Annotated in this window: 26 protein-coding genes and 2 pseudogenes; 10 read left to right on the forward strand and 18 right to left on the reverse strand. The window is 67.5% G+C overall.

The window, feature by feature from the left end; all coding sequences use genetic code 11:
- Positions 1-525 (reverse strand): RNA polymerase sigma factor, encoded by a 525-nt coding sequence (locus AC1DCJ_RS03520; RefSeq protein ID WP_181406131.1) that lies wholly within the window; start codon positions 523-525, stop codon positions 1-3.
- A 160-nt stretch (positions 526-685) separates the two neighbouring features.
- Between AC1DCJ_RS03520 and AC1DCJ_RS03525 the strand changes: the two genes are divergently transcribed.
- Positions 686-1,000: a metalloregulator ArsR/SmtB family transcription factor gene (locus AC1DCJ_RS03525; protein ID WP_016922200.1), complete on the forward strand. Its 315-nt coding sequence runs from the start codon at positions 686-688 to the stop codon at positions 998-1,000.
- A 30-nt stretch (positions 1,001-1,030) separates the two neighbouring features.
- Positions 1,031-2,440 carry a DUF2867 domain-containing protein gene (locus tag AC1DCJ_RS03530; protein WP_478070096.1) on the forward strand — a complete coding sequence of 470 codons (1,410 nt, stop codon included), beginning with the start codon at positions 1,031-1,033 and terminating at the stop codon, positions 2,438-2,440.
- Between the two features lie 10 nt (positions 2,441-2,450).
- On the opposite strand, the gene AC1DCJ_RS03535 is transcribed toward AC1DCJ_RS03530, so the two are convergent.
- The 6 genes from AC1DCJ_RS03535 to AC1DCJ_RS03560 all read right to left on the reverse strand — a co-directional run bounded on the left by AC1DCJ_RS03535 (position 2,451) and on the right by AC1DCJ_RS03560 (position 6,610).
- Positions 2,451-2,864, reverse strand: a complete 414-nt coding sequence (locus AC1DCJ_RS03535) for a hypothetical protein (protein WP_478070097.1) — start codon at positions 2,862-2,864, stop codon at positions 2,451-2,453.
- A 2-nt stretch (positions 2,865-2,866) separates the two neighbouring features.
- On the reverse strand, positions 2,867-3,799 hold the full coding sequence (locus tag AC1DCJ_RS03540; protein ID WP_448136844.1) for an alpha/beta hydrolase: 933 nt from the start codon (positions 3,797-3,799) through the stop codon (positions 2,867-2,869).
- A 102-nt stretch (positions 3,800-3,901) separates the two neighbouring features.
- Positions 3,902-4,240 carry a hypothetical protein gene (locus AC1DCJ_RS03545; RefSeq protein WP_320490467.1) on the reverse strand — a complete coding sequence of 113 codons (339 nt, stop codon included), beginning with the start codon at positions 4,238-4,240 and terminating at the stop codon, positions 3,902-3,904.
- A 48-nt stretch (positions 4,241-4,288) separates the two neighbouring features.
- The gene (locus AC1DCJ_RS03550) at positions 4,289-5,443 is read right to left on the reverse strand and encodes a metallophosphoesterase (RefSeq protein ID WP_478070098.1); all 1,155 of its coding nucleotides are present in this window, start codon (positions 5,441-5,443) and stop codon (positions 4,289-4,291) included.
- A gap of 147 nt (positions 5,444-5,590) precedes the next feature.
- Positions 5,591-6,106 (reverse strand): DUF1801 domain-containing protein, encoded by a 516-nt coding sequence (locus AC1DCJ_RS03555; protein ID WP_478070099.1) that lies wholly within the window; start codon positions 6,104-6,106, stop codon positions 5,591-5,593.
- 54 nt (positions 6,107-6,160) lie between these two features.
- Positions 6,161-6,610 (reverse strand): DUF1801 domain-containing protein, encoded by a 450-nt coding sequence (locus AC1DCJ_RS03560; RefSeq protein WP_478070100.1) that lies wholly within the window; start codon positions 6,608-6,610, stop codon positions 6,161-6,163.
- Between the two features lie 256 nt (positions 6,611-6,866).
- Between AC1DCJ_RS03560 and AC1DCJ_RS03565 the strand changes: the two genes are divergently transcribed.
- Both AC1DCJ_RS03565 and AC1DCJ_RS03570 read left to right on the forward strand, forming a co-directional pair.
- Complete coding sequence (locus tag AC1DCJ_RS03565) at positions 6,867-7,436, forward strand: TetR/AcrR family transcriptional regulator (protein WP_141057280.1); 570 nt, start codon at positions 6,867-6,869, stop codon at positions 7,434-7,436.
- A gap of 112 nt (positions 7,437-7,548) precedes the next feature.
- Entirely contained in the window at positions 7,549-8,610 is a 1,062-nt protein-coding gene (locus AC1DCJ_RS03570; protein ID WP_478070134.1) for an MBL fold metallo-hydrolase, read from the forward strand.
- Here AC1DCJ_RS03570 and AC1DCJ_RS03575 read toward each other — a convergent pair whose 3' ends face one another.
- Entirely contained in the window at positions 8,611-8,826 is a 216-nt protein-coding gene (locus AC1DCJ_RS03575; protein WP_478070101.1) for a hypothetical protein, read from the reverse strand.
- A gap of 151 nt (positions 8,827-8,977) precedes the next feature.
- Between AC1DCJ_RS03575 and AC1DCJ_RS03580 the strand changes: the two genes are divergently transcribed.
- Positions 8,978-10,957 (forward strand): hypothetical protein, encoded by a 1,980-nt coding sequence (locus AC1DCJ_RS03580; protein WP_478070102.1) that lies wholly within the window; start codon positions 8,978-8,980, stop codon positions 10,955-10,957.
- Between the two features lie 27 nt (positions 10,958-10,984).
- Here the strand turns inward: AC1DCJ_RS03580 and AC1DCJ_RS03585 are convergent, their stop codons facing one another.
- The 4 genes from AC1DCJ_RS03585 to AC1DCJ_RS03600 form a co-directional block, all read right to left on the reverse strand.
- The gene (locus AC1DCJ_RS03585; protein WP_137188857.1) at positions 10,985-12,010 is read right to left on the reverse strand and encodes an AI-2E family transporter; all 1,026 of its coding nucleotides are present in this window, start codon (positions 12,008-12,010) and stop codon (positions 10,985-10,987) included.
- A gap of 129 nt (positions 12,011-12,139) precedes the next feature.
- Positions 12,140-12,418 carry a hypothetical protein gene (locus AC1DCJ_RS03590; protein ID WP_478070103.1) on the reverse strand — a complete coding sequence of 93 codons (279 nt, stop codon included), beginning with the start codon at positions 12,416-12,418 and terminating at the stop codon, positions 12,140-12,142.
- On the reverse strand, positions 12,415-12,801 hold the full coding sequence (locus AC1DCJ_RS03595) for a hypothetical protein (protein ID WP_478070104.1): 387 nt from the start codon (positions 12,799-12,801) through the stop codon (positions 12,415-12,417). Before AC1DCJ_RS03595 ends, AC1DCJ_RS03590 begins: the two co-directional genes overlap by 4 nt.
- Before the next feature lie 153 nt (positions 12,802-12,954).
- Positions 12,955-13,962, reverse strand: coding sequence for a LacI family DNA-binding transcriptional regulator (locus tag AC1DCJ_RS03600; protein ID WP_320490481.1), 1,008 nt, complete (start codon positions 13,960-13,962; stop codon positions 12,955-12,957).
- Between the two features lie 95 nt (positions 13,963-14,057).
- Between AC1DCJ_RS03600 and AC1DCJ_RS03605 the strand changes: the two genes are divergently transcribed.
- The 5 genes from AC1DCJ_RS03605 to AC1DCJ_RS03625 are packed head-to-tail and all read left to right on the forward strand — an operon-like array spanning position 14,058 to position 18,689.
- Complete coding sequence (locus AC1DCJ_RS03605) at positions 14,058-15,110, forward strand: sugar phosphate isomerase/epimerase family protein (RefSeq protein WP_478070105.1); 1,053 nt, start codon at positions 14,058-14,060, stop codon at positions 15,108-15,110.
- Between the two features lie 26 nt (positions 15,111-15,136).
- Positions 15,137-16,354, forward strand: a complete 1,218-nt coding sequence (locus AC1DCJ_RS03610) for a nucleoside permease (protein ID WP_478070106.1) — start codon at positions 15,137-15,139, stop codon at positions 16,352-16,354.
- A gap of 12 nt (positions 16,355-16,366) precedes the next feature.
- Complete coding sequence (locus AC1DCJ_RS03615) at positions 16,367-17,491, forward strand: Gfo/Idh/MocA family protein (protein WP_478070107.1); 1,125 nt, start codon at positions 16,367-16,369, stop codon at positions 17,489-17,491.
- Positions 17,492-17,510: 19 nt separating this feature from the next.
- Entirely contained in the window at positions 17,511-18,374 is an 864-nt protein-coding gene (locus AC1DCJ_RS03620) for a sugar phosphate isomerase/epimerase family protein (RefSeq protein ID WP_478070108.1), read from the forward strand.
- 18 nt (positions 18,375-18,392) lie between these two features.
- Entirely contained in the window at positions 18,393-18,689 is a 297-nt protein-coding gene (locus AC1DCJ_RS03625; protein ID WP_141057290.1) for a c-type cytochrome, read from the forward strand.
- A 30-nt stretch (positions 18,690-18,719) separates the two neighbouring features.
- Here the strand turns inward: AC1DCJ_RS03625 and AC1DCJ_RS03630 are convergent, their stop codons facing one another.
- The 6 genes and pseudogenes from AC1DCJ_RS03630 to AC1DCJ_RS03655 form a co-directional block, all read right to left on the reverse strand.
- Positions 18,720-19,478: a 3-keto-disaccharide hydrolase gene (locus tag AC1DCJ_RS03630; RefSeq protein ID WP_478070109.1), complete on the reverse strand. Its 759-nt coding sequence runs from the start codon at positions 19,476-19,478 to the stop codon at positions 18,720-18,722.
- Complete coding sequence (locus tag AC1DCJ_RS03635) at positions 19,478-20,053, reverse strand: gluconate 2-dehydrogenase subunit 3 family protein (protein ID WP_478070110.1); 576 nt, start codon at positions 20,051-20,053, stop codon at positions 19,478-19,480. Before AC1DCJ_RS03635 ends, AC1DCJ_RS03630 begins: the two co-directional genes overlap by 1 nt.
- Positions 20,053-21,738 (reverse strand): GMC oxidoreductase, encoded by a 1,686-nt coding sequence (locus AC1DCJ_RS03640; RefSeq protein ID WP_478070111.1) that lies wholly within the window; start codon positions 21,736-21,738, stop codon positions 20,053-20,055. Before AC1DCJ_RS03640 ends, AC1DCJ_RS03635 begins: the two co-directional genes overlap by 1 nt.
- 30 nt (positions 21,739-21,768) lie before the next feature.
- A pseudogene (locus AC1DCJ_RS03645) lies at positions 21,769-22,663 on the reverse strand (hydroxypyruvate isomerase family protein).
- 259 nt (positions 22,664-22,922) lie between these two features.
- Positions 22,923-23,369, reverse strand: coding sequence for a hypothetical protein (locus AC1DCJ_RS03650; RefSeq protein WP_478070112.1), 447 nt, complete (start codon positions 23,367-23,369; stop codon positions 22,923-22,925).
- Positions 23,370-23,443: 74 nt separating this feature from the next.
- Positions 23,444-23,642: pseudogene (locus tag AC1DCJ_RS03655) on the reverse strand (site-specific integrase); the annotation flags it as partial.

Below are 23,642 nucleotides of genomic sequence, written 5' to 3' on the forward strand. Positions count from 1 at the left end.
TCACCATGGCCGTGCTCCATGGCCCAGTGCGCGGCGGCATACCGACAAGCCCCGCACCACGTGCTTCTTCACCATGTGCGTGGACACCCCGAGGCGCTCGGCGATCTGCTTGTAGCTCATTCCATCGCGGTATTGCATCACCAGCACCGCACGGGTGTGCGCGGGCAGCGTGGCCAGCAGCGCCTGCAGGTGCGTACTGCGCTGTTCGCGCTCGGCGGCATCTTCCACGCTTTCCTCGCTGGCAAGGCCTTGGCTGAGATGCTCGATGTCCTCGATCGGCAGCACCGACCAGCGTCGCCGTGCGGCCTGCTCACGCGCCAGGTTCAGCGCGACGGTGAACAGGTAGGCCTCCGGGTTGGCGATCTCCCCGCCCTGCCCGTCGTGCGCGCGCAGCAGGCGCAGGTAGGTTTCCTGCACCAGGTCTTCGGCCTCCTGGCGCGCACCACGCCGCGCGAAGAAGCCCCGCAGCACCGGCGCGTGCTCAACGAACATGCGCGCCAGGCGCCGTCTTGCGTGTTCGGCCACGGCCTCGCCCCACCCCCGGAAGTGCGGCGCAAGGTAGGCGCTGAAGATGACCGTGTGGTGACGACGGCCGGGGCGTCGCGGTGGGCAAGGCGAAGAAAGGCGCTTGACAGCTGCCCGCCAACGGAACACCATCAGTTAACGAATTAGTTAACTACCACCCATGGACCGCATCTTCGAAGCCCTCGCCTCCACCGCACGCCGGCAGATCCTGGCCTACCTCAATGGCGGCGAGTTGAGCGCGGGCGAGCTGGGCGAGCGCTTCGATTTCAGCAAGCCGGCGCTGTCCAGCCACCTGCGCATCCTGGAAGACGCCGGGCTGATCGAGCGCGAGAAGCGCGGCCAGTTCGTGTACTTCCGGCAGGTGCCCGACACGCTGGCCAATACCCTGTTCGCGTGGGCAGCCGAGGTCTGCCCGGTGGGCGGCCCGCTGCAGCGCGAAAGCCGCGCCCGTGCCCGCCGCAAACCCACCGCGTGAGCTGAGCCACCCAACGACAAGGAGATCGGCATGCAGGACACCGCCCACGTGAGTCGTTCGTTTCCCAGCATCAGCCTGCCTTCCTGCGGCGATGGCAGCCCGGTCGAGGTGGCGTTGATCGCCCAGCTCGGGATCGGTGCCGGCGATGCGCTGCTGCGCGACGCGGGCCTGCGCCAGGCGCAGCATCCGCGCTTCGTTGATGCACTGGACGAACCCTCCGCGCGGCTGGGCGGCATGCACCTGGCGCACGGCGATGCCTCGTCGCTGTACTCGTTCTCGGTAGGCCGCACCGGGCATCCGTTCCATCGCCATGCCGGCCCGCGCATGTTCACCGCCATTGCCGGCAGCGGCGGCGCCCAGCTGCGTTTTTCCACCGTGTCCGACGCACAACTGCAGCAGGACCCGGCCGCCTTCGTGCGCGCCCTGCGCTGCATCGACGTGCCGCCGGACTGCCTGTTCACCGTGCGCTTCGGCAGCGGTACCTGGCACCAGTTCGTCTCGCGTCATCCCCGGCATCCGGCGCTGTTCGCGCTGTCCTGCCATGCCGATGAGCGCAGTGGCGCATTGAGCGATGCGCAACGTGCGCGCATCGATGCAGGCGCCGCCGACATTCCTTCCCTGACCGACACCCTGCCACCGGCGTTGCAGCAGCTGCTTGACCAGACCGACCTGGACCAGCTTCCGCGGGTGACGCTGTCGCTGCGCGCGCCGGCCGAGTCGGTACTGGCCCGCTGGTGCGCCGGCAGCCGCGACCTGGTCGGGCGGGTGCGCAGCGGCCTGGCGCGGTTGCGCCCGGCCCATGGCTACATCGGGCAGCGCGCGGCCTGCGGCACGCTGGGCACGCAGGCGGCGGCGCCGGCCGATTCACTGCTGCAGCAGGCGTTGCCGCAGGGCTTCGACCACCAGGATTACACCTATGTCACCCTGCCCGCCCACAGCATCGGCGGGCACTCGGCGCGTGCGCTGCTGGAAGCGGTGCTGGAGGGATTCGTCCGCAACCCACCGCTGGGCGTGGGCCGGCTGATGGCCCTGCGCAACGTGCTGGTGACCCCCTTGCGGCTGCGCACCTCGCCGCTGGGCTGCCCGGTGTCCTCGCTGCTGTCCGACGGCGCAGGCGAGCGGTTCGCCAGTCGCTTCCCGGTGCATGCCCAGGCCACCGACGCGGCCGACCGCAGCGCCGAAGTCCTGCTCGGCGCCGACGACCGCCACCTGCAGTTCCGCTCGTGCGTGCGCGTGCAGATGCTGGACGATGGTGCGGCTGTGATCGCACTGGGCACAAAGGTGCGCACGCTCAACGCGTTCGGCCGCCTGTACATGGCGGCGATCAACCGGGTGCACCGCCGCCACGTCAGCCCGGCGATGCTGCGCATGGCCGTGGCACACGCGCTGGCACCGGAACTGGCCACCGCGATATCGCTGCAGGACACCGCCCTGGCCTGATCGGGTGGGCTCAGCGCTGGCGATCCGCGAGCCGTGCGACCTGCGCGGCCAGGTCGCCCGCTGCGCACTGGCTGAAGCGGGCCAGCGGAATGTCCGCCATGCCGCGGCGCGTGCCTTCCTGGAAGACCGGATCGGGCTGACCGCAGTGCGGGCAATGCAACGCCACCGACCAGGCCGAGCCTGCGGGTGGATCGGCCAACGCGGCCAGCACCGGCCACAGCGCGGTGTCCGGATCGTCCGCGAGCAGCGCGGCGACCTGCGCCGGCACCGCGCTGAAGCCGTCCACGATCGCGTGCTGGCGTCCGTCCACACTGCACAGCATCAGCGCGCCGTACACCGCATCGCCCAGGCTGGGATGGGCAAACGCCGCGCCGCAGTGGCTGCAGCGGGCGTCAAACAACGGCACGGTGCGCACGGTCTGCATGCTCAGCCGCCGTTGTACGGCCCGGTACCCGGGTAAACCTGCAGCAGCGCGCGGGTCAGCGTGCTGGGGTACACGGTGAGGTGGTCTTCGGCCGGGACCACCCGGTTGTCCACCTGCAGCCCCTGGTAGCCGCGCTGGCGCAGGCGATCGGCGAAGGCCTGCGTGTCGCGCACCATGTCGTTGCGTGGACCATCTGCCGCATCCGGCGTGGGCGTCTCTTCGCTGCCGATCGCCAGCAGTACCCGCGCCGGCAGCGCGCGGTGCTGCTGCGCGTAGTCCTGTTCAAGGCGGTCGATGTAGTGCCCGTCGAACCACAGCGACGGGCTGGACAGGATGTAGGTCTGGAACATCTGCGGGCGCGTGAGCAGCACATAGGTGCCGAACAGGCCGCCGTAGGAATGCCCGGCGAAACTGCGCCGTGCCGGATCGGTGCGGTAGCGCGCGTCCACCGCGGGCAACACGTGCGTGGCCAGGAAATCGCGGTAGTGCGCGGCACCGCCGTAGACCACGTCGTTGCTGTAGTCGTCGTCGGCAGTGCGCTGCGGCTGGGTGGGCGTGTAGTCGCGCGAGCGGCTCTGCTTGGAGGTCAGCCCCTGCTGCGGCGGCAGCCCGACCAGGATGAAATCTTCCAGGTTGGCGCCGCCCTGCCCCACCAGGTTGCGCACGCTGCGCACCAGCGGAAAGCTGTACAGCGCGTCGGTGACGAACAGTACCGGGTAGCGCCGCTCCGGGTGCTGCGCATAACTGGCCGGCAGCGCCACCCAGATCGGGTAATCGCGCCCGGCCGGATCATGAACGCTCCAGCTCTCGGTATCGGGCAGGACCACGCCTGCCGCCGGCACCGCCGCCGCAGGCGTGCTGCGCAGCGCATCGCCGTGCAGCGCACAGCCACCGGTGGTGGCCAGCACCATCATCGTTCCCAGCACGTTGCGCATTGCTTTCATCCGCGTTCTTTCCGCCCTGTCAGCGCGCAAGCGTCGCAATTCCCTGCGGGCTTGCCAAGCCGGGGCGTTCAGCTGCGGTGCGGCTGGGCGCGCTCAGTCACCCCCACCGCCACCATCTCCGCCTCCACTGTCGCCGCCACCGTCGCAACTGTCGATGTCCGCGGCGCACCGCGTGCCGCCGTTGTCACCTTCATCCCACGCGTAGCCGCTGTCATTGACGTAGGACGGTCCCGGATCGCTGCCGCGGCCATCGCCAGCGCGCGTCATCGCCACAAACTCCAGGCACAACAGCGCCCCGACCACTGGTAGCAGCCAGACCAGCAGCAGCTGCGCAACACGTTGTGGCGGCGGCACGTCCGGGCGGTTCCACACCCGTAACGATGCCACCGCATTGAGCAGCACCAGCGTAGCGGCCAACAGCAGGATCAGCATGCGTGCGCCTCAGTCCTCCAGCGACGGCGGCTGCCGTCGATGGCCGGACTATAGCGCGCGGGCGATCTGACGGTCCGGCGCGCCCTGGCGCAGCGTAATCAGCGTGATCTCCGACGGTACGCCGATGCGCGCGGCGAATCCGGCCCACAGACCGGCGCCGTTGCTGACATACAGGGTCATGCCATCCACCGCGTAACGTCCGGACACGTAGCCACCGTTGGCGTGCTTGACCAGCTGGTCCATGCCCAGGATGTGCCCGCCGTGGGTATGCCCGGACAACTGCAGTGCAACGCCGTGCGCAGCGTTGGCACGCGCCGCGCCCGGGCGGTGGTCGAGCAGGATCACCGGGGCGCGCGGATCTGCGCCGGCCAGTGCGGCGGACAGGTTCGGCATCGGCAGGCCATAGCGCGCGGCCACCGGGTCGGTGACGCCGGCAATGGTCAACACGGCGCCGTCGCGGCGGACCTCGGTGTGGGTGTTCTCCAGCACCTGCATGCCCTGCGCGCGGAAGGCCTGCATCCAGTCGGCGTACTGCGCGTAGTACTCATGGTTGCCGGTGATGGCGATGACGCCGTCGGGGGCGCGCAGCCCGGCCAGCGGGGCAAAGTCGGCGGCGCGTGCCGTCACCGTGCCGTCGATCAGGTCACCGGTGATCACCACCAGGTCCGGCGACAGCGCATTGCTGTTGGCCACCACCCGGGCCACCCAGCGACCGGTGAGCAGGCGGCTGGCGTGGATGTCGGTGAGCTGCAGCACGCGGTAGCCGTCGAACTGTGCCGGCAGGCCATCGAGGGTCACCTCGATCTGCCGCGTCTGCGGCACAGCCATGCCCTGCCAGACGCCGTAGGCAGACACCACCAGCGCCGCGCCCATCGCGGCCGGGCGCAGCCACGCCGTGCGCAGTGCGGCGGTGACACGCGGGCGGCGCAACAGGCGCGCGCCCAGCAGCAGGATATCCAGCAGCAGTACCGCCAGCGCGCCGATCAGCAGCGCGGTGAAGCCGGTGGCCAGTACCGCGATGACCGGCTTGGGAAGTTCCGGCGACGCCATCGTGCCGGCGAACCGGGCCACGATCCGGTGATGCAGGGCCAGCGACACCACCAGCAATCCAAGCGGGCCGCGCAGCGACAACGACACCCGCAACGGCCACACCACACGCCACACCACGTACAGCGCAAGCAACACACCAACAACACTCAGCACAGGCAGATCCAGTTTCAATGGGGGGAGAGCCGGCATCGCCGCTACACGGCGACAAGGCAGCCCCCATCTTTGCCGAATCCGCCGGTCGCTGCCACCGCGTCACTGTCATGTGGGCCGCGATGCACCTCGTGGCCGACGTGCGACCACCTATCGCTGCGGAGTGCGTGACCTGCTGGTGGGCGCCGCCGCACGCGCGTCTGCGGGCGTCCTTGTTGCGGCACGTTTGCGCGCTGACGGCGTTTTCGCTGCCCTGGCCGCCACATTCAGTGCCACCGCCGCACGGATCAGCGCCTTCAAGGCCGTCGCGTTGATCGTATCGCCTTCATGCAGGTCGATCGCCCGGCGCGTGTTGCCCGTCAGGCTCGCGTTGAACAGCCCGGCCGGATCCGCCAGTGCGGCGCCCTTGGCGAAGGTCATCTTGACCGCGCGCGCGTAGGTTTCGCCGGTGCACAGGATGCCGTCGTGCTCCCAGACCGGCACGCCGCGCCACTTCACGGTTTCCACCACGCCCGGGTCGGCCTGCTGGATGATGTGGCGCACGCGCGCCAGGGTGGTGCCGCGCCAGTCGTCGAGGCCGGCAATCTTCGCGTCGATCCGTTGCGCGGCCGAAGGACCCTCCGGGTCGACCGATGCGATGGCAGTGCTGGAGGTGGCCTTGGTCATGGGAATGTCCTGGCAGGGATGACGGTTGGAAGGCGCCACCGGCACGCGGGCCGGTTACATGCGCTCGCCGGGCAGGCGGCTGGCCTGGCGGACCCAGGCGCTGAACTGGGCCTCGTCCAACGGCACCGCTTCGCGGATATGCAGGTAGCGCGTGTCCTGGCTCTTCGACGGCTCCGGCGGCACCGGCTGCAGCGCGGTGCCCCGGAAGAAGGCCACCTTGATGTACCCGGTGAAGCAATGCAGGCTCAGGAACCAGCCGTCATCGCCGGCGGCATACAGCGGTGAATTCCACTTCACCGCCTTGCGCACGCCCGGCACCGCCGCGCTGATCAGGGCATCCAGGCGTTCACCCACGTCGCGTTTCCAGCCGGGCATCGCCGCGATATAGGCCTGTACGGGCGCGTCGCCCTCGCCTTTGGCAATCTGCGGATTGCCGCCGGCCAACAGGCGCGGCGCAGCCTTGGCGGGCGGGGTAGCAGCAGACGGTGTTGATCGCGTTGGCATGGTGTACGCCTTCCGGAAGCAGCCCAGAACCGCCTTATAGACCCCAGTGGACGGGATGGCAACGCAGGCGTGGCTCAGCGCGCGTAGCGGTACACCCGGTCGTGCGGATCGCTGCGCGGGGCGCCGGCATCCAGCCGTTCCGCCCAGCGCCCTCCGCCCTAAAGAGGCTGAACAAAACCCGCCAGCGCGGCCACCAGCACTTGCGCCGGGAAGGTCGCGCGCCTATAAATGAGCAAGCACTCACTTACTCATTCCCATGGCCCGCCCGCTCAGCGAACAGAAACGCGACGCTATCCTCGACGCTACCGCCAAACTGGTGGCCGCGCAGGGCATTGGCGCGTCCACGGCGCAGATCGCACGTGCGGCCAAGGTGGCCGAGGGCACGGTATTCACCTACTTCGAGACCAAGGACGCGCTGCTAAACGCGCTGTTCGTGCGTCTGGAAACCCGGCTGGCCATGGTGCTCGGCGCGGACTTCCCGGACCAGGCCGACGCCCGCGAGCTGGTGCTGCATGCCTGGAACGCGTTGATCGCATGGGGCTCGACCTACCCCATCGATCGCATGGCGCTGCGCCAGCTCAAGGTGTCCGAGCGCATCAGCGCGCACACCCGCAGCGAATGCGCGGGCCTGTTCGGCAGCATGCTGCAGGCGCTGGAAACCAGCCTGGCCAGCCACATCGATCCCGAACGGCTGCCGTTCTACCTGGGGCGGGTGCTGATCAACCTGCTGGAAACCACGCTGGAGGCGATGGCGGCCGACCCCGCACACGCCGCCACGCTGCAGCAGGCCGGGTTCGACCTGTTCTGGAAAGGCATCCAACGATGACCGTGTTTTTTCCTCCATTAAATGAGTGCGTACACACTCATGAATCAGAAGGCGCCGCATGAGAGCCCTCCCCCTGCTTGCCCTCGCCTTCTCCCTCACCGTACTTATCGGGATGACCCTCACCGTGCCTATCGCCCCCAATGACCAGTCGCCGCAGATGCACGACGGCCACTTCACCAACGTTGCCCCCAAGCCCAAGGAAACCGTGACCGGCACGCTCAAGCTGCTGTGGGAATTCCTGTTCGACCGCCCCGYCGGCACCACCCCGCCCGCGCCGCCACCGGTGCGTGCGATCACCGCCGCCGAGCTGGCCAGTGCCCCCGAGCACAGCCTGTACCGGTTGGGCCATTCGACCCTGCTGGTGAAGCTGCGCGGCGGCTGGTGGCTGACCGACCCGGTGTTCTCCAAGCGTGCCTCGCCGGTGCAGTGGATGGGTCCCAAGCGCTTCCACGCCCCGCCAATCGCCCTGCACGACCTGCCGCCCATCCGGGGCGTGCTGCTCTCGCACGACCACTACGACCACCTCGACCGCGCCACCATCAAGTACCTGGCCAGCCGCGCCGATGTGTTCCTGACCCCGCTGGGCGTGGGCGACCGGCTGATCGCCTGGGGCGTGCCGCGCGACCGCGTGCGCCAGCTGGACTGGTGGCAGGAAACCGACGTGGACGGCGTGCGCTTCGCGGCCACCCCGGCCCAGCACTTCTCCGGCCGCGGGCTGCGCGACGGCAACCGCACGCTGTGGGCGTCGTGGGTGATCCTGGATGACGGCCTGCGCCTGTTCTTCAGCGGCGACACCGGCTACTTCGACGGCTTCCGCCAGATCGGCGAGCGCTACGGGCCGTTCGACGTCACCTTCATCGAAACCGGTGCCTACGACGCCAAGTGGCCGTTCGTGCACATGCAGCCCGAGCAGACCGTGCAGGCCCACCAGGACCTGCGGGGCCGCTGGCTGCTGCCGATCCACAACGGCACCTTCGACCTGGCCCTGCACCAGTGGGACGAGCCGTTTGAACGGGTCAGCGCACTGGCGCGCCAGCGCGCCATACCTCTGGCCACGCCGGGCATGGGCGAACGCCTGGACCTGGACGCACCACAGCCCGGCACGCCGTGGTGGCGCCAGGTGAAGGCCGAACAGGACGCGCGCCGGATCACCCCGGTGGGCAGCGCGATGTGATCAGCGCAGGCCGACCGCCGCGATGATGACCACCGCGATGCACCAGGTGATCGCCGTGCACAGGCGCACCTGCTGCACGGTCAGGGGGTCGGTGAACAGGTCGACCAGGTCGAAGCTGAGCAGCGAAAACAGCCCCTGCACGCGCTCGGCGCCGCCCAGGAAGACAATCCAGACACTCACCGCAGTGATGGCCAGCAACAGCAGGAAGAACAACATGGACAGGTCCTTGATCCGGGTGATGCTGGACGGGGCACGGCGACCCGGGCAGGTGCCGGGCACTGCCGCAGCATAAGCCAACGCACCCCGGTTGCACGCGCAGCCGGGGTGCATCTGCTACCGTGCCGGCAGCCGTCCGACTGCCCCTGCAATGCCCCTGCCGACCCAACCCGTGTATTTCCTGCCGCTGAGCGAAACAGCGCTTGCCGCGTTCCTTGATGTGGGGCAGATCCCGGCCAGCGCGCTGGAGCGTGCCGGCCTGTTCGCCGCAGCGCTGTGCCAGGGGCGCGCCCACCACAGCGCCGCATTGACCCGGCTGATCGACCAGGCCTGTGCGCTGTTTGCCGCCCAGCCCGACGATGCCGATGCCCAGTTCAAGGCCCTGGCCGCCGGCATGCCTGGCCAGCTCAACGACGCGTTGCAGGCGTTGGCCGCACAGAGCGTGGTGCTGGGCCCGGACGCGGTGGTGGCCGAGTTCTGCCGGATGTCGCCGACCGACTACCCGGTCGACCCGTTCCAGGCGGCCTGCCGCACCACGCTGGAGCCGCACACCATCCGTTTCTATACCGACGCCGCCGGTGAAGAACCCGATGACCTCGGGATCGACGTTGCGCAGGCCCCGGCCTATGTCGAGCGCACCCACGATTACACCGCCGAGCAGGCCCGCGCATTGCGCGCGATCGTGGCCAACGATGACGAACACATCGACCTGGACGCCTATGCAGGCGCGGGCAAGACCCACCTGATCCTGCAGCTGCTGGACAGCGCGACCCGGCGTTACACCTACATCGCGCCGCGCCCCAGCCAGGTGCAGGCATTCCGGCGCCGGCTGAGTGGCGCGCTGCCGATCGAGATCCTGTCGCAGATCAGCTTCGCCAACCAGATCGCCGGTGCCGCCTTCCGCCAGGGCATTCTGGGCACCGCGTTCCGCCCGACCTTCCAGATCAGCAAGGCCTCGTTCCGCGATATCGCCCAGCGCATCGGCCTGCAGCCGATCGGCAACCATGCCCCCACCAGCGTGCTGCGCGTGGCCTTCGACGGCATCGCCGCATGGTGCCGGTCCCCGGCCGAGCGGCTGGAGCCGCGCCACTTCGTCCGCGCGTTGCCGTGGGCGATGGTCGATGCCGGCCCCTACATCGCCGCCGCCGAGCACGTGTGGCGCTGCATGTTCGACCCGGCCGTGCAGAAGACCACCCTGCTCAGCCTCAACGTCGATCACATCGGCAAGTGGCTGGCGCTCCATCGCGCGCGCATTCCAACGCTGTGGGGCACGCTGCTGATCGATGAAGGCCACGACATGAGCCCGGCCTGGAAAGGCCTGTTGTCCGGCTACGAAGGGTCGGTGATCAGCCTGGGCGACCCCAATCAGCGCCTGGTGGGACGTGCGCCGCGCTTTGCCACCGGCATGAAGCTGGAGATCGCCCAGTCCGTGCGCCAGGGCCGGCTGGTGGAGCAGCTGGTCAACGAGACCGTGGCACTGGACGCCACCGGCTTCTTCGACGGCCCGTTCGAAGGCTCGGCCGACCAGCCCACGCTGACCCGGACCTACAGCAGCTGGGACGAGGTTCCCGGCAGCGGTGCGCGCGTCTACGGCAACCCATGGCGGCTGCTGGAAGAAGCCCAGCGCCTGGCTGCCGCCGGCGTCCCTTTCGGCATCCATCCGGACACGCTGACCAGCGTGGGCCGCGAAGTGAACCGCGGCGAAGAGGCCTACCGCGAAATGACCTCGCACGGCGGCAGCAGCCAGCGCTGGGAAGCGCTGCTGGCCGAATGCAACGAGCAGGACATGCCGCAGATCCCGCGTATGTTCATGCGCGGCTACAACCGCGACCGCTTCATCGAACTGGGCCAGCGCCTGGCCGAGTTCCACGACGCCACGCTGCAACTGCTGCTGGTGGAGCATGCCAAGAACACCGAGTTCGCGGTGGTGGCCATGTCGATGTGCTGCTTCCGCACCGGCTTCGGCCGGGGCTACGCGCACAACCCGGTGCGTGCGGCGTACACGGCAATGACCCGCGGCACCCAGCAGCTGTGGCTGCCGGCCGGGGCGCTGGACGAACTGGGCCAGAGCATCGCCCGCTTCCAGGCCAACCGCACCGACTACCGCCGCAGCAAAATCACCCGGCGCTAGCGCCGCCCAGGGTGTGCGCGGTCGCGCTCAGATCCAGCGCTGGTCCAGCAGTTCGCGCTTGATGTAGGCATAGAAAACCGGCGCGGCCACCAACCCGGGCAGACCGAACGCTGCTTCCATCACCAGCATCGCCAACAGCAGCTCCCAGGCCCGTGCCTGGATCTCGCCGCCGACGATGCGTGCGTTGAGGAAGTACTCCAGCTTGTGGATCACCACCAGGTACAGCAGCGCAGCCATCGCTACGTAGAACGACACCGACAGCGCCACGATGGTGATGACGGTGTTGGAGATGATGTTGCCCACCACCGGCAACAGACCGGCCAGGAAGGTGATCAGCACCAACGTCTTGGACAGCGGCACGTGCACCCCGAACAGCGGCAGCACGCCGAGCAGGAAGATCGCGGTGAACAGCGTGTTGAGCAGGGAAATCTTGACCTGCGCGAACACCACCTGGCGGAACGCAGTAGCCAGCCGCGAGGTGCGGCCGATCAGTTCCTGCGCCAGCGGCCCCATCTTCGGCAGCGGCAGTTCGTCGTACAGCGCGATCATCGCGCCCAACACCATGCCGATCAGCACGCGCACGCTCACCTGCACCACCGACGTGCCGGCCACGCCCAGCTGGCGCTGGTGCTCGGCGGCCCAGTCGTTCAGCGCCGCGCGCAGCGCAGTGAGGTCTTCGGGAATGTAGGGCTGCAGCAGCGCCGGTACCTGATGGCGCGAGGTATTGAGAATGTCCATCAGCCGCGCCAGCAGCACGTCCGGGCCGCCGGTCTCGTTGCGGAAGAACGCCGCCACGCCGATGCCGGCCAGCACCAGCACGCCGATGATCACCGCCGCCAGCACGAGCACCGCGATGGCCCGCGCCCGCCCCGGCCGCAGCCGCCCTTCCACTACCGATGCCAGCACATGGGTCAGCTGAAACACCAGCAGGCCCGACAGCAGCGTCACCACCAGCCCCAGCTTCAAGGCCAGCCACATGCCCAGCAGCATCAGCAACCACGCGGCGATGCGGGCGGTGGGCGGCCTGGGTAACGTGGGGATCACAAGGGACATGGGGGAGCATCCGGCGGGGTTGGCCCATGGTAGTGGATGCCGATGGCAGGGCGGGTGACCCGCACGTGACCACCACCCGGCGTGCGCAGCGCGCTTGCCCGCCCAGGGCCAAGGCTACCTGCGGGGTGGTCACCCGGTGCACTTCGTCCGTCGTTGGCCGACCAGCGCGATTGCACCGCCGATCGCCAGGTAGAACACGGCCGTCAACACGCGTCCCGCAGGCTGCACGACGAACATCACCTCGCTGTCGGCACGGAAGAACGGTGCGCCGATCCACGCCGCAAGCGGAAGGTGGTACAGCTGATGGAGCGCGAACAAGGCCAGGTTGTCCGCCCGCGCCAATAGCCATGGCAGGACGATCCAACCCAGCAGCAGGCTCCCTCCAAGCGCGGCGCTGCCTCGCTTCACGCTACTCGCGGCCCCGCCCGCTTGCGGTTACGAAGGAATACCCCGAGGCACGCCCCCGCGATACCGGCCAGAACCGATGCGGCAATGTTCACTGCGTTCACCGAAAGAATTTCCAGGACCCAACGGCCGCCCGTGGATGTATTCAGGTGGTAGATCGCCAATGCCCAGAAGGCCGCGTACGTCACGCCGACCACCACGGCGAAACCATAGCGCCTGGAAATCAAGCCGCCCACCAATGCGAACAGCAGTCCGGATTCGCACGCGACGATGTCCTCCACGCCGAAGGCGAACCGGCCCTTGGCCACTATCCCAATCTGCAGAAAATACGCGGCCGCCAGTGACAGGGCCAGCAGGGTCAGGAATGCAGCACCCTGTCGTGCCATCTCTCCGCTCCTCTCCATGGGATTGCACACCGTTCCGTAGTGGCTGTTCCAGCGATCTTATCGTGCCGCTCTCGTCTTAGGGGTAGCTGCACGTGGTGCAGGTCGCGACAGCAGCCACCCATTGGGTGGCTCTGCCGCGCGGCGCTCCTGCCATTACCGGCTCCCCGGCGCAGCCGTCGAACCCCGCACCATCAGGCTGAAATCCAGGGTCTGCTGAAGCGGCACATCGACACGTTCGATGATGGCAAGCAGCAGGTGGACCGCGCGGGCACCGATCTCCCGCATCGGTTGCCGGATGGTCGTCAACGGGGGCGTGAGGTAACGCGACGACGCCAGGTCGTCGAAGCCGACGACAGACAGGCCATCGGGCACGCCGATGCCCAGATCCCGACAGGCCGCCAGCACGCCCAGCGCCATCTGGTCGCTGAAGCAGAACACCGCGGTCGGCACCGACGCGCGGGCCAGCAGTTCCATCCCGGCCGCGTGGCCGGATTCCACCGAGAAGTCGCCCGGGACAACGCTCAGGTGACGCAGGCGACCGCGCGCCTTGCCGGCAGCCCGAACCCCTTCCAGTCGCTGCTGGTGCAGGGGATTGTCCGGCGGCCCGCCCACCACGGCGATGCGTTCGTGTCCCAGGCCATACAAGTGGTCCATCACCGCGCGCGCGGCGGCCGCGTTGTCGATGTGGACGCTGGGGATGCCCAGCGCGGGATCGAACTCGCAGCCGTTGACCACCGGCGCGGCACTGCCCTGCTGCTGGACGATGTCACGTGCCGTGGGCGGCAGGCGATGGCCCAGCACGATCAGACCGTCGGCCTCGTTGCGCCGGAGCATCTGCGCATAGCGCTCCTCGCGCTCGGGCAGGTTCTGGGTATCGCCCAGCAGGACGGCGTAGCCAACGGCCTGCGCCGCGTCCTCCGCGCCCTGCAGGATCTGGGCGAAGAACGGGTTGGCGATGTCCGGCACGGTGACCAGGATCTTGCCGCTGCGCTGGGTCTTGAGTGTCCGGGCAACCGTGTTGGGGACATAGCCCAGCGCTGCGGCGGCCTGCTCGATGCGCGCGCGCGTGGCCGGCAGCACTTTCTCCGGTCGGGACAGCGCCCGCGACACCGTGCCAGCCGAGACGCCGACGTGCTTTGCAATGTCGTAGATGGTGGCCATGGGGTTACCTCTTCCTTCCGCTGTGCAGTGCACAACGGGTCTTTCGAATGCCCCTGCTAGGATAATGCAATCGATTGCATCGAGGGCGAATCCTCTTGAAAACGCTCAAGGGTCCAGCGCTGTTCCTGGCGCAGTTCATCAGCGACACACCTCCTTTTGATCGGCTGGACACGCTGGCCGGCTGGGCCGCGGGGCTGGGCTATTCTGGCGTACAAGTGCCTACCAGCGCGCCCCACCTGTTCGATCTGGCCGAAGCTGCGCGCAGCCAGACATACTGCGACGATGTCACCGGCATGCTGGCCGGGCATGGCCTGCAGATCACCGAGCTGTCCACCCACCTGCAGGGGCAACTGGTTGCCGTGCATCCCGCCTACGACAGCCTGTTCGACGGCTTCGCACCGCCGGACAAGCGCGGCGATCCGGCCGCCCGCCAGGCCTGGGCGGTAGAACAGCTGCTGCTGGCCGCCAAGGCCAGCCAGCGTCTGGGGCTTACGGCGCATGCCACGTTCTCCGGCGCGCTGGCGTGGCCCTACTTCTATCCCTGGCCGCAACGCCCGCCAGGACTGGTGGAAGAAGCCTTCGCCGAACTCGGCCGCCGCTGGCGCCCCATCCTCGATGCCTTCGACACCTGCGGCGTGGACCTGTGCTTCGAGATCCATCCGGGCGAGGACCTGCACGACGGCGCGACCTTCGAGCGCTTCCTCGACGTGGTGGACCACCACCCCCGCGCAAAGATCCTGTACGACCCCAGCCATCTGCTGCTGCAGCAGATGGACTACCTCGGCTTCATCGACCGCTACCACGCGCGCATCGGCATCTTCCACGTCAAGGACGCGGAGTACCACGCCAGTGCGCGCAGTGGCGTGTATGGCGGCTACCAGGACTGGATCGATCGTCCGGGCCGGTTCCGCTCGCTCGGCGATGGGCAGATCGACTTCAAGGCGATCTTCTCGAAATTCGCGCAGTACGACTTCCCCGGCTGGGCGGTGCTGGAATGGGAGTGCTGCCTGAAGCACCCGGAGGACGGCGCGCGAGAGGGAGCGGCCTTCATCCGCGACCACATCATCCGCGTGACCGAGCGCGCCTTCGACGACTTTGCCGACAGCGGCACCGATCCTGGATCACTGCGCCGCATGCTGGGGATCTGAGCCATCACTGCCTGGGAGGGCAAGCCATGACGCACACCATGTCGCGCTTGGGCGCGATGATGTTTCTGCAGTTCTTCATCTGGGGCGCGTGGTTCGTGACCCTGGGAACGTACCTGGTGCAGGGGCCGTTGCAGGCCAGTGCGAGCCAGGTGGCGACGGCCTTCCTCAGCCAGTCCATCGGTGCCATCGTCGCGCCGTTCCTGGTCGGCCTGATTGCCGACCGCTACTTCGCGGCGCAGCGCATTCTCGCGGTGCTGCATCTGGCCGGCGCGGTGCTGATGTGGCTGGCGTCCACGGCAACCGACTTCCGCATGTTCTTCGCCTGCGTCATGGGCTACATGCTGCTGTTCATGCCGACGCTGGCATTGGCCAACAGCGTGGCGATGCGGCACATGCAATCGCCTGAGAAACAATTCCCGCTGGTGCGGGTGGCCGGCAGCGTCGGCTGGATCGTGGCGGGCGTGCTGATCGGCTGGCTGGGCTGGGAACAGGCACACCGGCTGGAGCTGACGTTCCAGATGGCGGCGATGGCGTCGCTGGCCCTGGGCCTGTATGCATTCACCCTGCCGCACACGCCGCCGCTGGCGCAACAGCGCGATGCCGGCCTGGGACAGATCCTGGGGCTGGATTCGCTGCGGCTGCTGAAGTCGCGCGCCTACCTGGTCTTCTTCCTGTCCTCCATCGCCATCTGCGTCCCGCTGGCGTTCTACTACAACTTCACCAACCCGTATCTCAACGATTTGGGCGTACGCAGCGCCGCCGGCCTGCAATCGCTGGGCCAGGTGTCCGAGGTCCTGTTGATGCTGGCCATGCCGTTCCTGTTCGTGCGGCTGGGGGTCAAGACGATGCTGGCGGTGGGCATGGCCGCGTGGGTAGTGCGCTACGTCCTGTTTGCCTTTGGCGATGCAGGCGGCGGCTTCTCCCTGCTGGTGATCGGCATCGTGCTGCACGGCATCTGCTACGACTTCTTCTTCGTCACCGGCCAGATCTACACCGATGCGCATGCCGGCCCTGCCGCGCGCAGCAGCGCGCAGGGCTTCATCACCTTGGCCACCTACGGCGTGGGCATGCTGATCGGCACGTTCCTGTCCGGCGCGGTGGTGGAGCACTACACCACGGCGGCGGGCCCGGACTGGCAGAAGATCTGGCTGTTCCCGGCAGGTGTGGCGCTGGTCGTGCTGATCGCTTTCCTGCTGCTGTTCCGCGACCGGCCGGTGGTCGCGGTCGCCCCTTCCCCCCCCTGAGGACCGCACCCGATGCCCAAGCTTGGAATTGCCATCGTCGGTACCGGCATGATCGGCGCCGTGCACCGTCGCGCGGCGCTGCTGGCCGGTGCGGAGATCCGTGGAGTGGCCGCCTCGTCACCGCAACGCGCACGCGACGTGGCGGAGGCGTGGGGTGTTCCGCGTGCCTATCGGGACATCGAGGACGTGGTCGCCGACCCACAGGTCCAGGTGGTGCACGTCTGCACGCCCAACCACCTGCATCGCCCCATGGCGCAGGCCGCGCTGGAAGCGGGCAAGCACGTGATCTGCGAGAAGCCGCTGGCGACGACGCTGGAAGACGCCCAGGCCCTGGCTGCACTGGCCGTCTCGAACGCGYTGGTCGCCACGGTGCCCTTCGTTTACCGCTACCACCCGGTGATCCGCGAGGCACGCGCCCGCATCGCGCAGGGCGAACTGGGGCCGCTGCACCTCATCCACGGCAGCTACCTGCAGGACTGGCTGCTGGACCCGGCCAGCAACAACTGGCGCGTGGACCCGGCGCTGGGCGGCGCGTCGCGCGTCTTCGCCGACATCGGCTCGCACTGGTGCGACCTGGTGGAATGGGTCAGCGGCGAGCGCTTCGCCGATGTCAGCGCGGCGTTCGCCACGGTGATCGCCGAGCGCAGCACCGACACCGGGCAGAGCTTCACCACGGCGGTGGCCGGTGGCGCGATGCAGGCGGTTGCGAGCGAGGACGTGGCGGCGGCGATGTTCCGGACCGGCGCCGGCACATTGGCGTCGCTCACGGTCAGCCAGGTTTCAGCTGGACGCCACAATCGCCTCTGGTTCGAGATCGATGGCGCCAGGGCCAGCGTGGCGTTCAACCAGGAGGACGCCGAACGGCTGTGGATCGGCCGACCCGACCAGCGCGAGGAAGTCTTCGTGCGTGGGCCGGGCGCCGGCAGTGCCGAGCAACGCCGGCTGTCGGTGTTGCCCGCCGGGCATGCGCAGGGTTACGCCCAGTGTTTCGAGGCGTTTGTCGCCGACACCTATCGCGCCATCGAAGGCGAGCAGCCGCAAGGTCTGCCCACCTTCGAAGACGGCGTGCGCTCGGCGCTGATCGTCGACCGCGTCATTGCATCGGCCAGGACACGTGCCTGGACCACCATCGGCTGAATCCCGGGAGACCTTCTTGATGAACACCTCTGTTCGCGGAACTGCAATCCTCGCCCTGCTGCTCGCTGCCCTGCCCGCCTTCGCGCACGACATCGCCACCCCGCACAAGCCCATCGCAGTGCAGATGTACTCGCTGCGCAACGCCGGCTCGCTCGACCAGCAGTTGAAGATCGTCCATGACGCGGGCGTGGGTGCGGTGGAAACGGTGGGCACGCAGGGCGTCAGCGCCCCCGAACTCAAGCAGCTGCTGGACCGATACGCGATCAAGGCGATTTCGTCGCACGTGCCCCTGGCCGAGCTGCGCAAGGACCTGCCCGGCGTGGTGGCCTTCAACCGGTCGATCGGCAACACCACGCTGGTGGTGCCTTACCTGGATGCGAAGGACCGGCCCACAGACGCTGCAGGCTGGACCGCACTGGGCCAGGAACTGGGCCGGATCTCCAAACAGGTACGGGCCGAGGGCATGCGCCTGGCCTACCACAATCACGACTTCGAGCTGGTCGACTTCAATGGCAGGACCGGCCTGGAACTGCTGTTCGCCGCCGCCGGGCCTGACCTGCAGACCGAGCTGGATCTTGCTTGGGTGGCACGCGCCGGCTACGACCCGGCGGTGATGCTGGGCAAGTTCCGCGGCCGGCTGTTCGCCGTCCATGCCAAGGACAATGCGCCGAAGGGCCAGGCCGAAGACGAAGGCGGTTTCGCCGCGATCGGTCAGGGCGTGCTCGACTGGAACGCGATCCTGCCGGCGGCGGCGGGTGCCGGTGTGCAGTGGTACATCATCGAACACGACCAACCCCGTGATCCTGCCAAGGTCATCAAGACCGGTGCCGATTACCTGCGCGACCACCTGACCGTCAGCCTGCCCGCCCGCGCAACGCGCTAGCCCGCAAAGGAGCCCTGCTTGAAAACGACCCTGATACTGACGCTGGCCCTGTGGGCGGCAACGCATGCGCCGGCGGCGTGGTCCAAGGACGACCCCGCGGCGGGCGCGAAGCTGTACGCGAGCAACTGCACGGCCTGCCATGGCGCGGACCGTGCGGGCATGCCCGGCGCGTTCCCCGCGCTGACCGACATCGGCAAGCGCATGACGCCAGTGCAGATCAAGGAGAAGATCAGCAAGGGCGGCGGGCTGATGCCGCCCTTCTCCCACCTGTCACAGCAGGAGATCGACGACATCAGCAGTTACCTGGCGAAGTAGCAGGCCGGCAGTGGCGCCGGCCCTGCGCTGTCAGAGTTCGCGTACCCAGATGTTGCGGTAGCTGACCTTGGCATCGTGCTCCTGCAGGTAGAGCGGCGCGCACCCGTGTGGCGCGTACGACGGTGCGCCGATGTACTCGGTCTTGCCCGAGAGAACGGTGTCGTCCTGCACCAGGACACCGTTGTGCAGAACGGTGATGCGCGCGGGCGAGATGAGCCCGCCGCCCGGCGAGAAGCGCGGCGCCTTCCAGAGGATGTCGTAGGCCTGCCACTGACCCGGCGCACGCGAGGCATTCACCCGTGGCATGGCCTGCTTGTAGATCGAGCCGGCCTGGCCATTGGCGTAGGTCGGGTTGTTGTAGCTGTCCAGCACCTGCAGTTCGTAGAGCTCCTGCAGGAAGATGCCGCTGTTGCCCCGGTTCTGACCGTCGAACCCCTTCGTCTCGGTGGGCGTGCGCCACTCGACATGCAGTTGGATGTCGCAGAAGCGCTGCCGGGTGCGGATGCCTTTGCTGCCCGGAACCACCGTGAGCGCGCCATCGGCCACGCGCCAGGGCACGCGCCCGCCCTGCTCCGCCTCCCAGGCAGACACATCCTTGCCGTCGAACAGCACGATCGCATCGGAAGGCGCCTTGCCCGGCGGCGCGGACACCACGGCGGGCACGGGCGCCCACACCTCGGTCTTGGCTGGATCGCGCGCAGGATCAGTCTCGGCCTGCGCAAACACGGATGCGGTGGCCAGCAGGCCCGCTGCGACGTAGAGAGATCTCATCAACGTGCTGCGGTTCATCAGCTGGTCCCCCAGGCGGGCGTGCCAGGCACATAGGCCAGGTCGCCATCGTAGCGACCCGGTACCGCGACGTAGCGCAGCACGTCGGTCGCGCCAACCTTCGAAGTGAAAAAGCCGAAGATGGCGAGCTGCTTGATCATCGTGAAGTAATGCGGCATCGCTTCTCCTTCCTCGGCGGTGCCGGTCTCGGTCACGTCGACCGCGTGTTTCCGGGCCTCTGCATCCAGCGCGCGCAGGAGTTCGGTGCGGGCCTGCGGCGCCAGCGCAACGAACCGGCCGCCCGCGCGCTTGTCGATATCGGCCAGGCCGGCCCGGAACGTCGCCTGCTGCCGGGCCGTGTAGCAGTCGGTGACGAACCGCGCCATGAACAGACCGGCGCCAGCGTCTTTCGCTCCTTGCGTTGCGGTGCGCGGCAGGATGGTCTCGGCGATCTCATCCAGCGTGCCCACATCGGCGTCGGAGAAAGGCGTCTTCATCCCTGCGGCGGGCGCCTGTCCCTGGACGAGCGCGGGCAGGCCGATCATGGCCGCGCCGGTGGCGGCGACGATCATCTTCAGCAGTTCGCGGCGATCCATCAGAGGTTCCCCGCTTTCAGTTCGCGCACGGCGTGGTCGGCAGCGCGCGCGGTGAGTGCCATGTACGTCAGTGAAGGATTCACGCAGGCGCTGGAAGTCATGCAGGCACCGTCGGTGACATAGACGTTGGGCGCATCCCAGACCTGGTTGTGCTGGTTGAGTACGGAGGTTCTGCGGTCACGTCCCATGCGCGCAGTCCCCATTTCGTGGATGCCCTTGCCCGGGGCGTAGTCGTTGTCGTGCATCTCCACGTCCTTCACACCGGCAGCCTCCAGCATCTCGGCGGCATCGGCGGCCATGTCCTTGCGCATCGCCTTTTCGTTCGCGCGCATGGACACGTCCATCGCCAGTACCGGCAGGCCCCACTTGTCCTTGCGTTCGGCGTCCAGGCGGATCGTATTGTCGTGGTGCGGCAGCATTTCGCCGAAGCCGGTCATGCCGATGCGCCAGTCACCCGGAACGGTCAGCGCCTCCTTCAGGTCGGCACCGATGTTCAGCTCGGCGATCTCGCGTGACCACCCGTTGCGGCTGGCACCGCCCTGGTAACCGAACCCGCGCAGGTAGCCGCGCTTGTCCGCAGCGACGTTGCGGAAACGGGGAATGTAGAAGCCGCAGGGGCGACGGCCGAAGTAGTACTTGTCTTCATACCCTTCGACCCGGCCGGAGGCGCCCGCGCCGAAGTGATGGTCCATCACGTTGTGCCCGAGTTCGCCGGACGAGGAACCCAGCCCACCGTCCCAGACATCGGTCGCCGAGTTCATCAGCAGCCAGGTCGAATTGAAGGACGACGCATTGAGGAAGATCACCTTGGCCGTGTACTGGTAAGTCTGGCCGGTCTCGGCGTCGATGACCTCCACGCCGCGCGCACGCTTGCGGTCCTTGTCATAGAGCACTTCCTTGACGATCGAAAACGGCCGCAACGTCAGGTTGCCGGTCTTCATCGCCGCCGGCAGCGTCGCCGATTGTGTCGAGAAATAGGCGCCAAAGGGGCAGCCCAGGATGCACTTGTTGCGGTACTGGCAGTTGACCCGGCCCTGTTCGGGCATGGGCTGGGTGATGTTGGCCGTGCGCGAGTGGATCATATGGCGTGTTCCGCCAAAGGCTTTACGGATCCGCGCGGCCACATCCTTCTCGACGATGTTCAACGGGATCGGCGGCAGGAACTCGCCATCGGGCAGCACATCCAGCCCCTCGCGGGTGCCGGCGATACCCGCGAACTTCTCCGCATGGTCGTACCACGGTGCGATGTCGGCATAGCGGATCGGCCAATCCGTGGCGATGCCGTCCTTGAGATTCGCCTCGAAATCCAGGTCGGAGAAGCGATAGCTCTGCCGCCCCCACATCAGTGACCGCCCGCCGACGTGATAGCCGCGGAACCAATCGAACCGTTTGGTCTCGGTGTAGGGCGATTCCTTTTCGTTGGCCCACATGCCCTCAAGGTTCTCGGCCAGACCGTAGTCGCGCATCAACACCGGATAGTCGGCCTTCATCGCCTGGGTGGGCCGGTTGCGATGCGGGAAATCCCACGCCTCCTTCATCGCGTTGACGTAGCCCTTGACGTGCTCGATGTTGCGTCCGCGTTCCAGCATCAGGACCTTGAGGCCCTTCTCGGTCAGTTCCTTTGCCGCCCAACCGCCGCTGATGCCGGAGCCAACGACGATTGCGTCATAGTGATTGTCTGCCATGGGTTCTACTTCACCTGGGTGGATAGCGTTTCAGACGTCGCAGAGGCGGATCGCCTCGCGCAGCGAGCCGACGGGATCCGGCGCGGCAGGCATGAACTCCTGCGCCAGATACCCATCGAAACCGGTGTCGCGGATCGCGCGACAGATGGCGGGGTAATGGAGCTCCTGCTGGTCGCCGATCTCGTGTCGGCCAGGCACGCCCGGTGTGGTAGTGCTTGAAGTACGCGTGATGCCTGCCGATGGTGGCGATGATGTCGCCCTCCATGATCTGCATGTGGTAGATGTCGTATAACAGGCCGAAATGATCCGAGCCGATCCGTCGGCACAGCTCGACGCCCCATGCGGAGTGGTCACACAGGTAGTCGGGATGATCGACCCTGGAGTTCAGCAGCTCCATGACCAGCACCACGCCGCGCTTCTCGGCATGCCCGAGGATGCGCTTGAGCCCTGCTTCGGCATGGGCCATGCCCTCCTGGGGATCCATGCCGTTGCGGTTGCCGGAGAAACAGATGAGGTTGCGATAACCGGCATCGGCCACCAGATCGATGTGCCGCGTGTAGCGCTCGACCAGCTCCTCGTGGAACTGGCGGCCGGCAAAGCCCTTGGTCAGGCCCAGCTCCGCGCCGTTGCACATCGCGCTGTCCACGCCATGGGCCTTCAGCGTGGGCCAGTCCGCCGGCCCCACCAGATCGATGGCGGCAAACCCGATGCCCTTCACCGTCTGGCAGAGCTGGGCGATCGATTGCTGCGGGAACGTCCAGCGGGCGACGGAGTGCTTCAGGTTGCCCTTGAGCGGCGCGGTGGCTGCAAACGCGGGCAGAACGGCCGCTGCGCCGAGGCCAACGCTCCCGGCCACCGCCATGCGCAGTGCATCGCGCCGTGTGAGCCCCGGGGCCGGGCCGGGTCCGATCGAATGGATAGGCATCCACGTTCCGGCCTCCCAACCGGTATCACACACTGACGATTCGGTTTAATGCAATCGATTGCACCATAGAGGAGCGCGTCTTTTTTTTGCAAGACGCAGTGCACTAAAACCCATGCTGCAGAGCACAAAGCCCACGTACGTTTGGCTCGACCTTGGGGCTTACGTCCGTCTCATCGGGCGCTGGGAGAAGCCGACCAACGGTCGGCTCTACCGGTGTGCGACAGGCACACCGGTGGTGATTCTTCGCATGGCCTTCGCGCTACTGTTCGGCCTCGATTGCCCGAATTACCTCGAGAATGAGCTTCTGTGCCGACGGATTGGCCTTGCTTGCGTTGGAACGCCTGGCCGCCCCCAAGGCATCGACCAACATTGCATGTCGCTTCGCCGGGGCGTTCTCACGCCTCGCGGCGGTCAATATGCTCGCCGCGTAGTAATTCAGTTGCTGCGAGTCGCCAAGCTCCCGCGCCACTGCCTTCCACTTCGCGGCATCCTCCTCGCTTCCCGAAAGGGCCTCGTAATGGTCGATCAGCCGCTTCACGGCTGCGACATCCCCTTGGTTGGCGGCCATCTCGACGGTTGCTCGCTCCTCGTCAGGAATCACGAAGGCATCGCTCGGACTTCGTTGTTCACTTCCGCTCGGGCCGCGCGGCTCGCCGCTGCAACCGGCAGCCGCAATGGCGACAACTACGAGGGTGACAATGGACATGCCTGGTTTCATCGGGGCTTCGGCGATTTCGGATAGTAGGGAGAATACTGAAAATTCGCCTCACCTCACCTCGATCACCGGCACTCCAATCCCGCGTATCGAGCTTGGCAAAAAACCCGCAGGCAGACCACGTCAGCAAGGCTGGGAAAGCACTCGTTGCGAAACTCTGACAGCAAATCCCGCTGATGAGCCTGCTCCCAGCGCAGCAGCACGATGAGGTCGGCAAGCGTGTTACCAATTGTGCTGACAGCAACACCGGCGTTGCGGAGCTGT

It is taken from the genome of Stenotrophomonas sp. 10N36 (assembly GCF_056395005.1).

What these genes read in the sequence shown, in the direction of transcription:
- AC1DCJ_RS03525 (WP_016922200.1), top strand. Translation starts at nt 686, where the DNA reads ATGGACCGCATCTTCGAAGCCCTCGCCTCCACCGCACGCCGGCAGATC.
- AC1DCJ_RS03530 (WP_478070096.1), top strand. Translation starts at nt 1,031, where the DNA reads ATGCAGGACACCGCCCACGTGAGTCGTTCGTTTCCCAGCATCAGCCTG.
- AC1DCJ_RS03535 (WP_478070097.1), bottom strand. Translation starts at nt 2,864, where the DNA reads ATGCAGACCGTGCGCACCGTGCCGTTGTTTGACGCCCGCTGCAGCCAC.
- AC1DCJ_RS03540 (WP_448136844.1), bottom strand. Translation starts at nt 3,799, where the DNA reads ATGCGCAACGTGCTGGGAACGATGATGGTGCTGGCCACCACCGGTGGC.
- AC1DCJ_RS03545 (WP_320490467.1), bottom strand. Translation starts at nt 4,240, where the DNA reads ATGCTGATCCTGCTGTTGGCCGCTACGCTGGTGCTGCTCAATGCGGTG.
- AC1DCJ_RS03555 (WP_478070099.1), bottom strand. Translation starts at nt 6,106, where the DNA reads ATGACCAAGGCCACCTCCAGCACTGCCATCGCATCGGTCGACCCGGAG.
- AC1DCJ_RS03560 (WP_478070100.1), bottom strand. Translation starts at nt 6,610, where the DNA reads ATGCCAACGCGATCAACACCGTCTGCTGCTACCCCGCCCGCCAAGGCT.
- AC1DCJ_RS03565 (WP_141057280.1), top strand. Translation starts at nt 6,867, where the DNA reads ATGGCCCGCCCGCTCAGCGAACAGAAACGCGACGCTATCCTCGACGCT.
- AC1DCJ_RS03575 (WP_478070101.1), bottom strand. Translation starts at nt 8,826, where the DNA reads ATGTTGTTCTTCCTGCTGTTGCTGGCCATCACTGCGGTGAGTGTCTGG.
- AC1DCJ_RS03580 (WP_478070102.1), top strand. Translation starts at nt 8,978, where the DNA reads ATGCCCCTGCCGACCCAACCCGTGTATTTCCTGCCGCTGAGCGAAACA.
- AC1DCJ_RS03585 (WP_137188857.1), bottom strand. Translation starts at nt 12,010, where the DNA reads ATGTCCCTTGTGATCCCCACGTTACCCAGGCCGCCCACCGCCCGCATC.
- AC1DCJ_RS03595 (WP_478070104.1), bottom strand. Translation starts at nt 12,801, where the DNA reads ATGGCACGACAGGGTGCTGCATTCCTGACCCTGCTGGCCCTGTCACTG.
- AC1DCJ_RS03600 (WP_320490481.1), bottom strand. Translation starts at nt 13,962, where the DNA reads ATGGCCACCATCTACGACATTGCAAAGCACGTCGGCGTCTCGGCTGGC.
- AC1DCJ_RS03610 (WP_478070106.1), top strand. Translation starts at nt 15,137, where the DNA reads ATGACGCACACCATGTCGCGCTTGGGCGCGATGATGTTTCTGCAGTTC.
- AC1DCJ_RS03620 (WP_478070108.1), top strand. Translation starts at nt 17,511, where the DNA reads ATGAACACCTCTGTTCGCGGAACTGCAATCCTCGCCCTGCTGCTCGCT.
- AC1DCJ_RS03630 (WP_478070109.1), bottom strand. Translation starts at nt 19,478, where the DNA reads ATGAACCGCAGCACGTTGATGAGATCTCTCTACGTCGCAGCGGGCCTG.
- AC1DCJ_RS03635 (WP_478070110.1), bottom strand. Translation starts at nt 20,053, where the DNA reads ATGGATCGCCGCGAACTGCTGAAGATGATCGTCGCCGCCACCGGCGCG.
- AC1DCJ_RS03640 (WP_478070111.1), bottom strand. Translation starts at nt 21,738, where the DNA reads ATGGCAGACAATCACTATGACGCAATCGTCGTTGGCTCCGGCATCAGC.
- AC1DCJ_RS03650 (WP_478070112.1), bottom strand. Translation starts at nt 23,369, where the DNA reads ATGTCCATTGTCACCCTCGTAGTTGTCGCCATTGCGGCTGCCGGTTGC.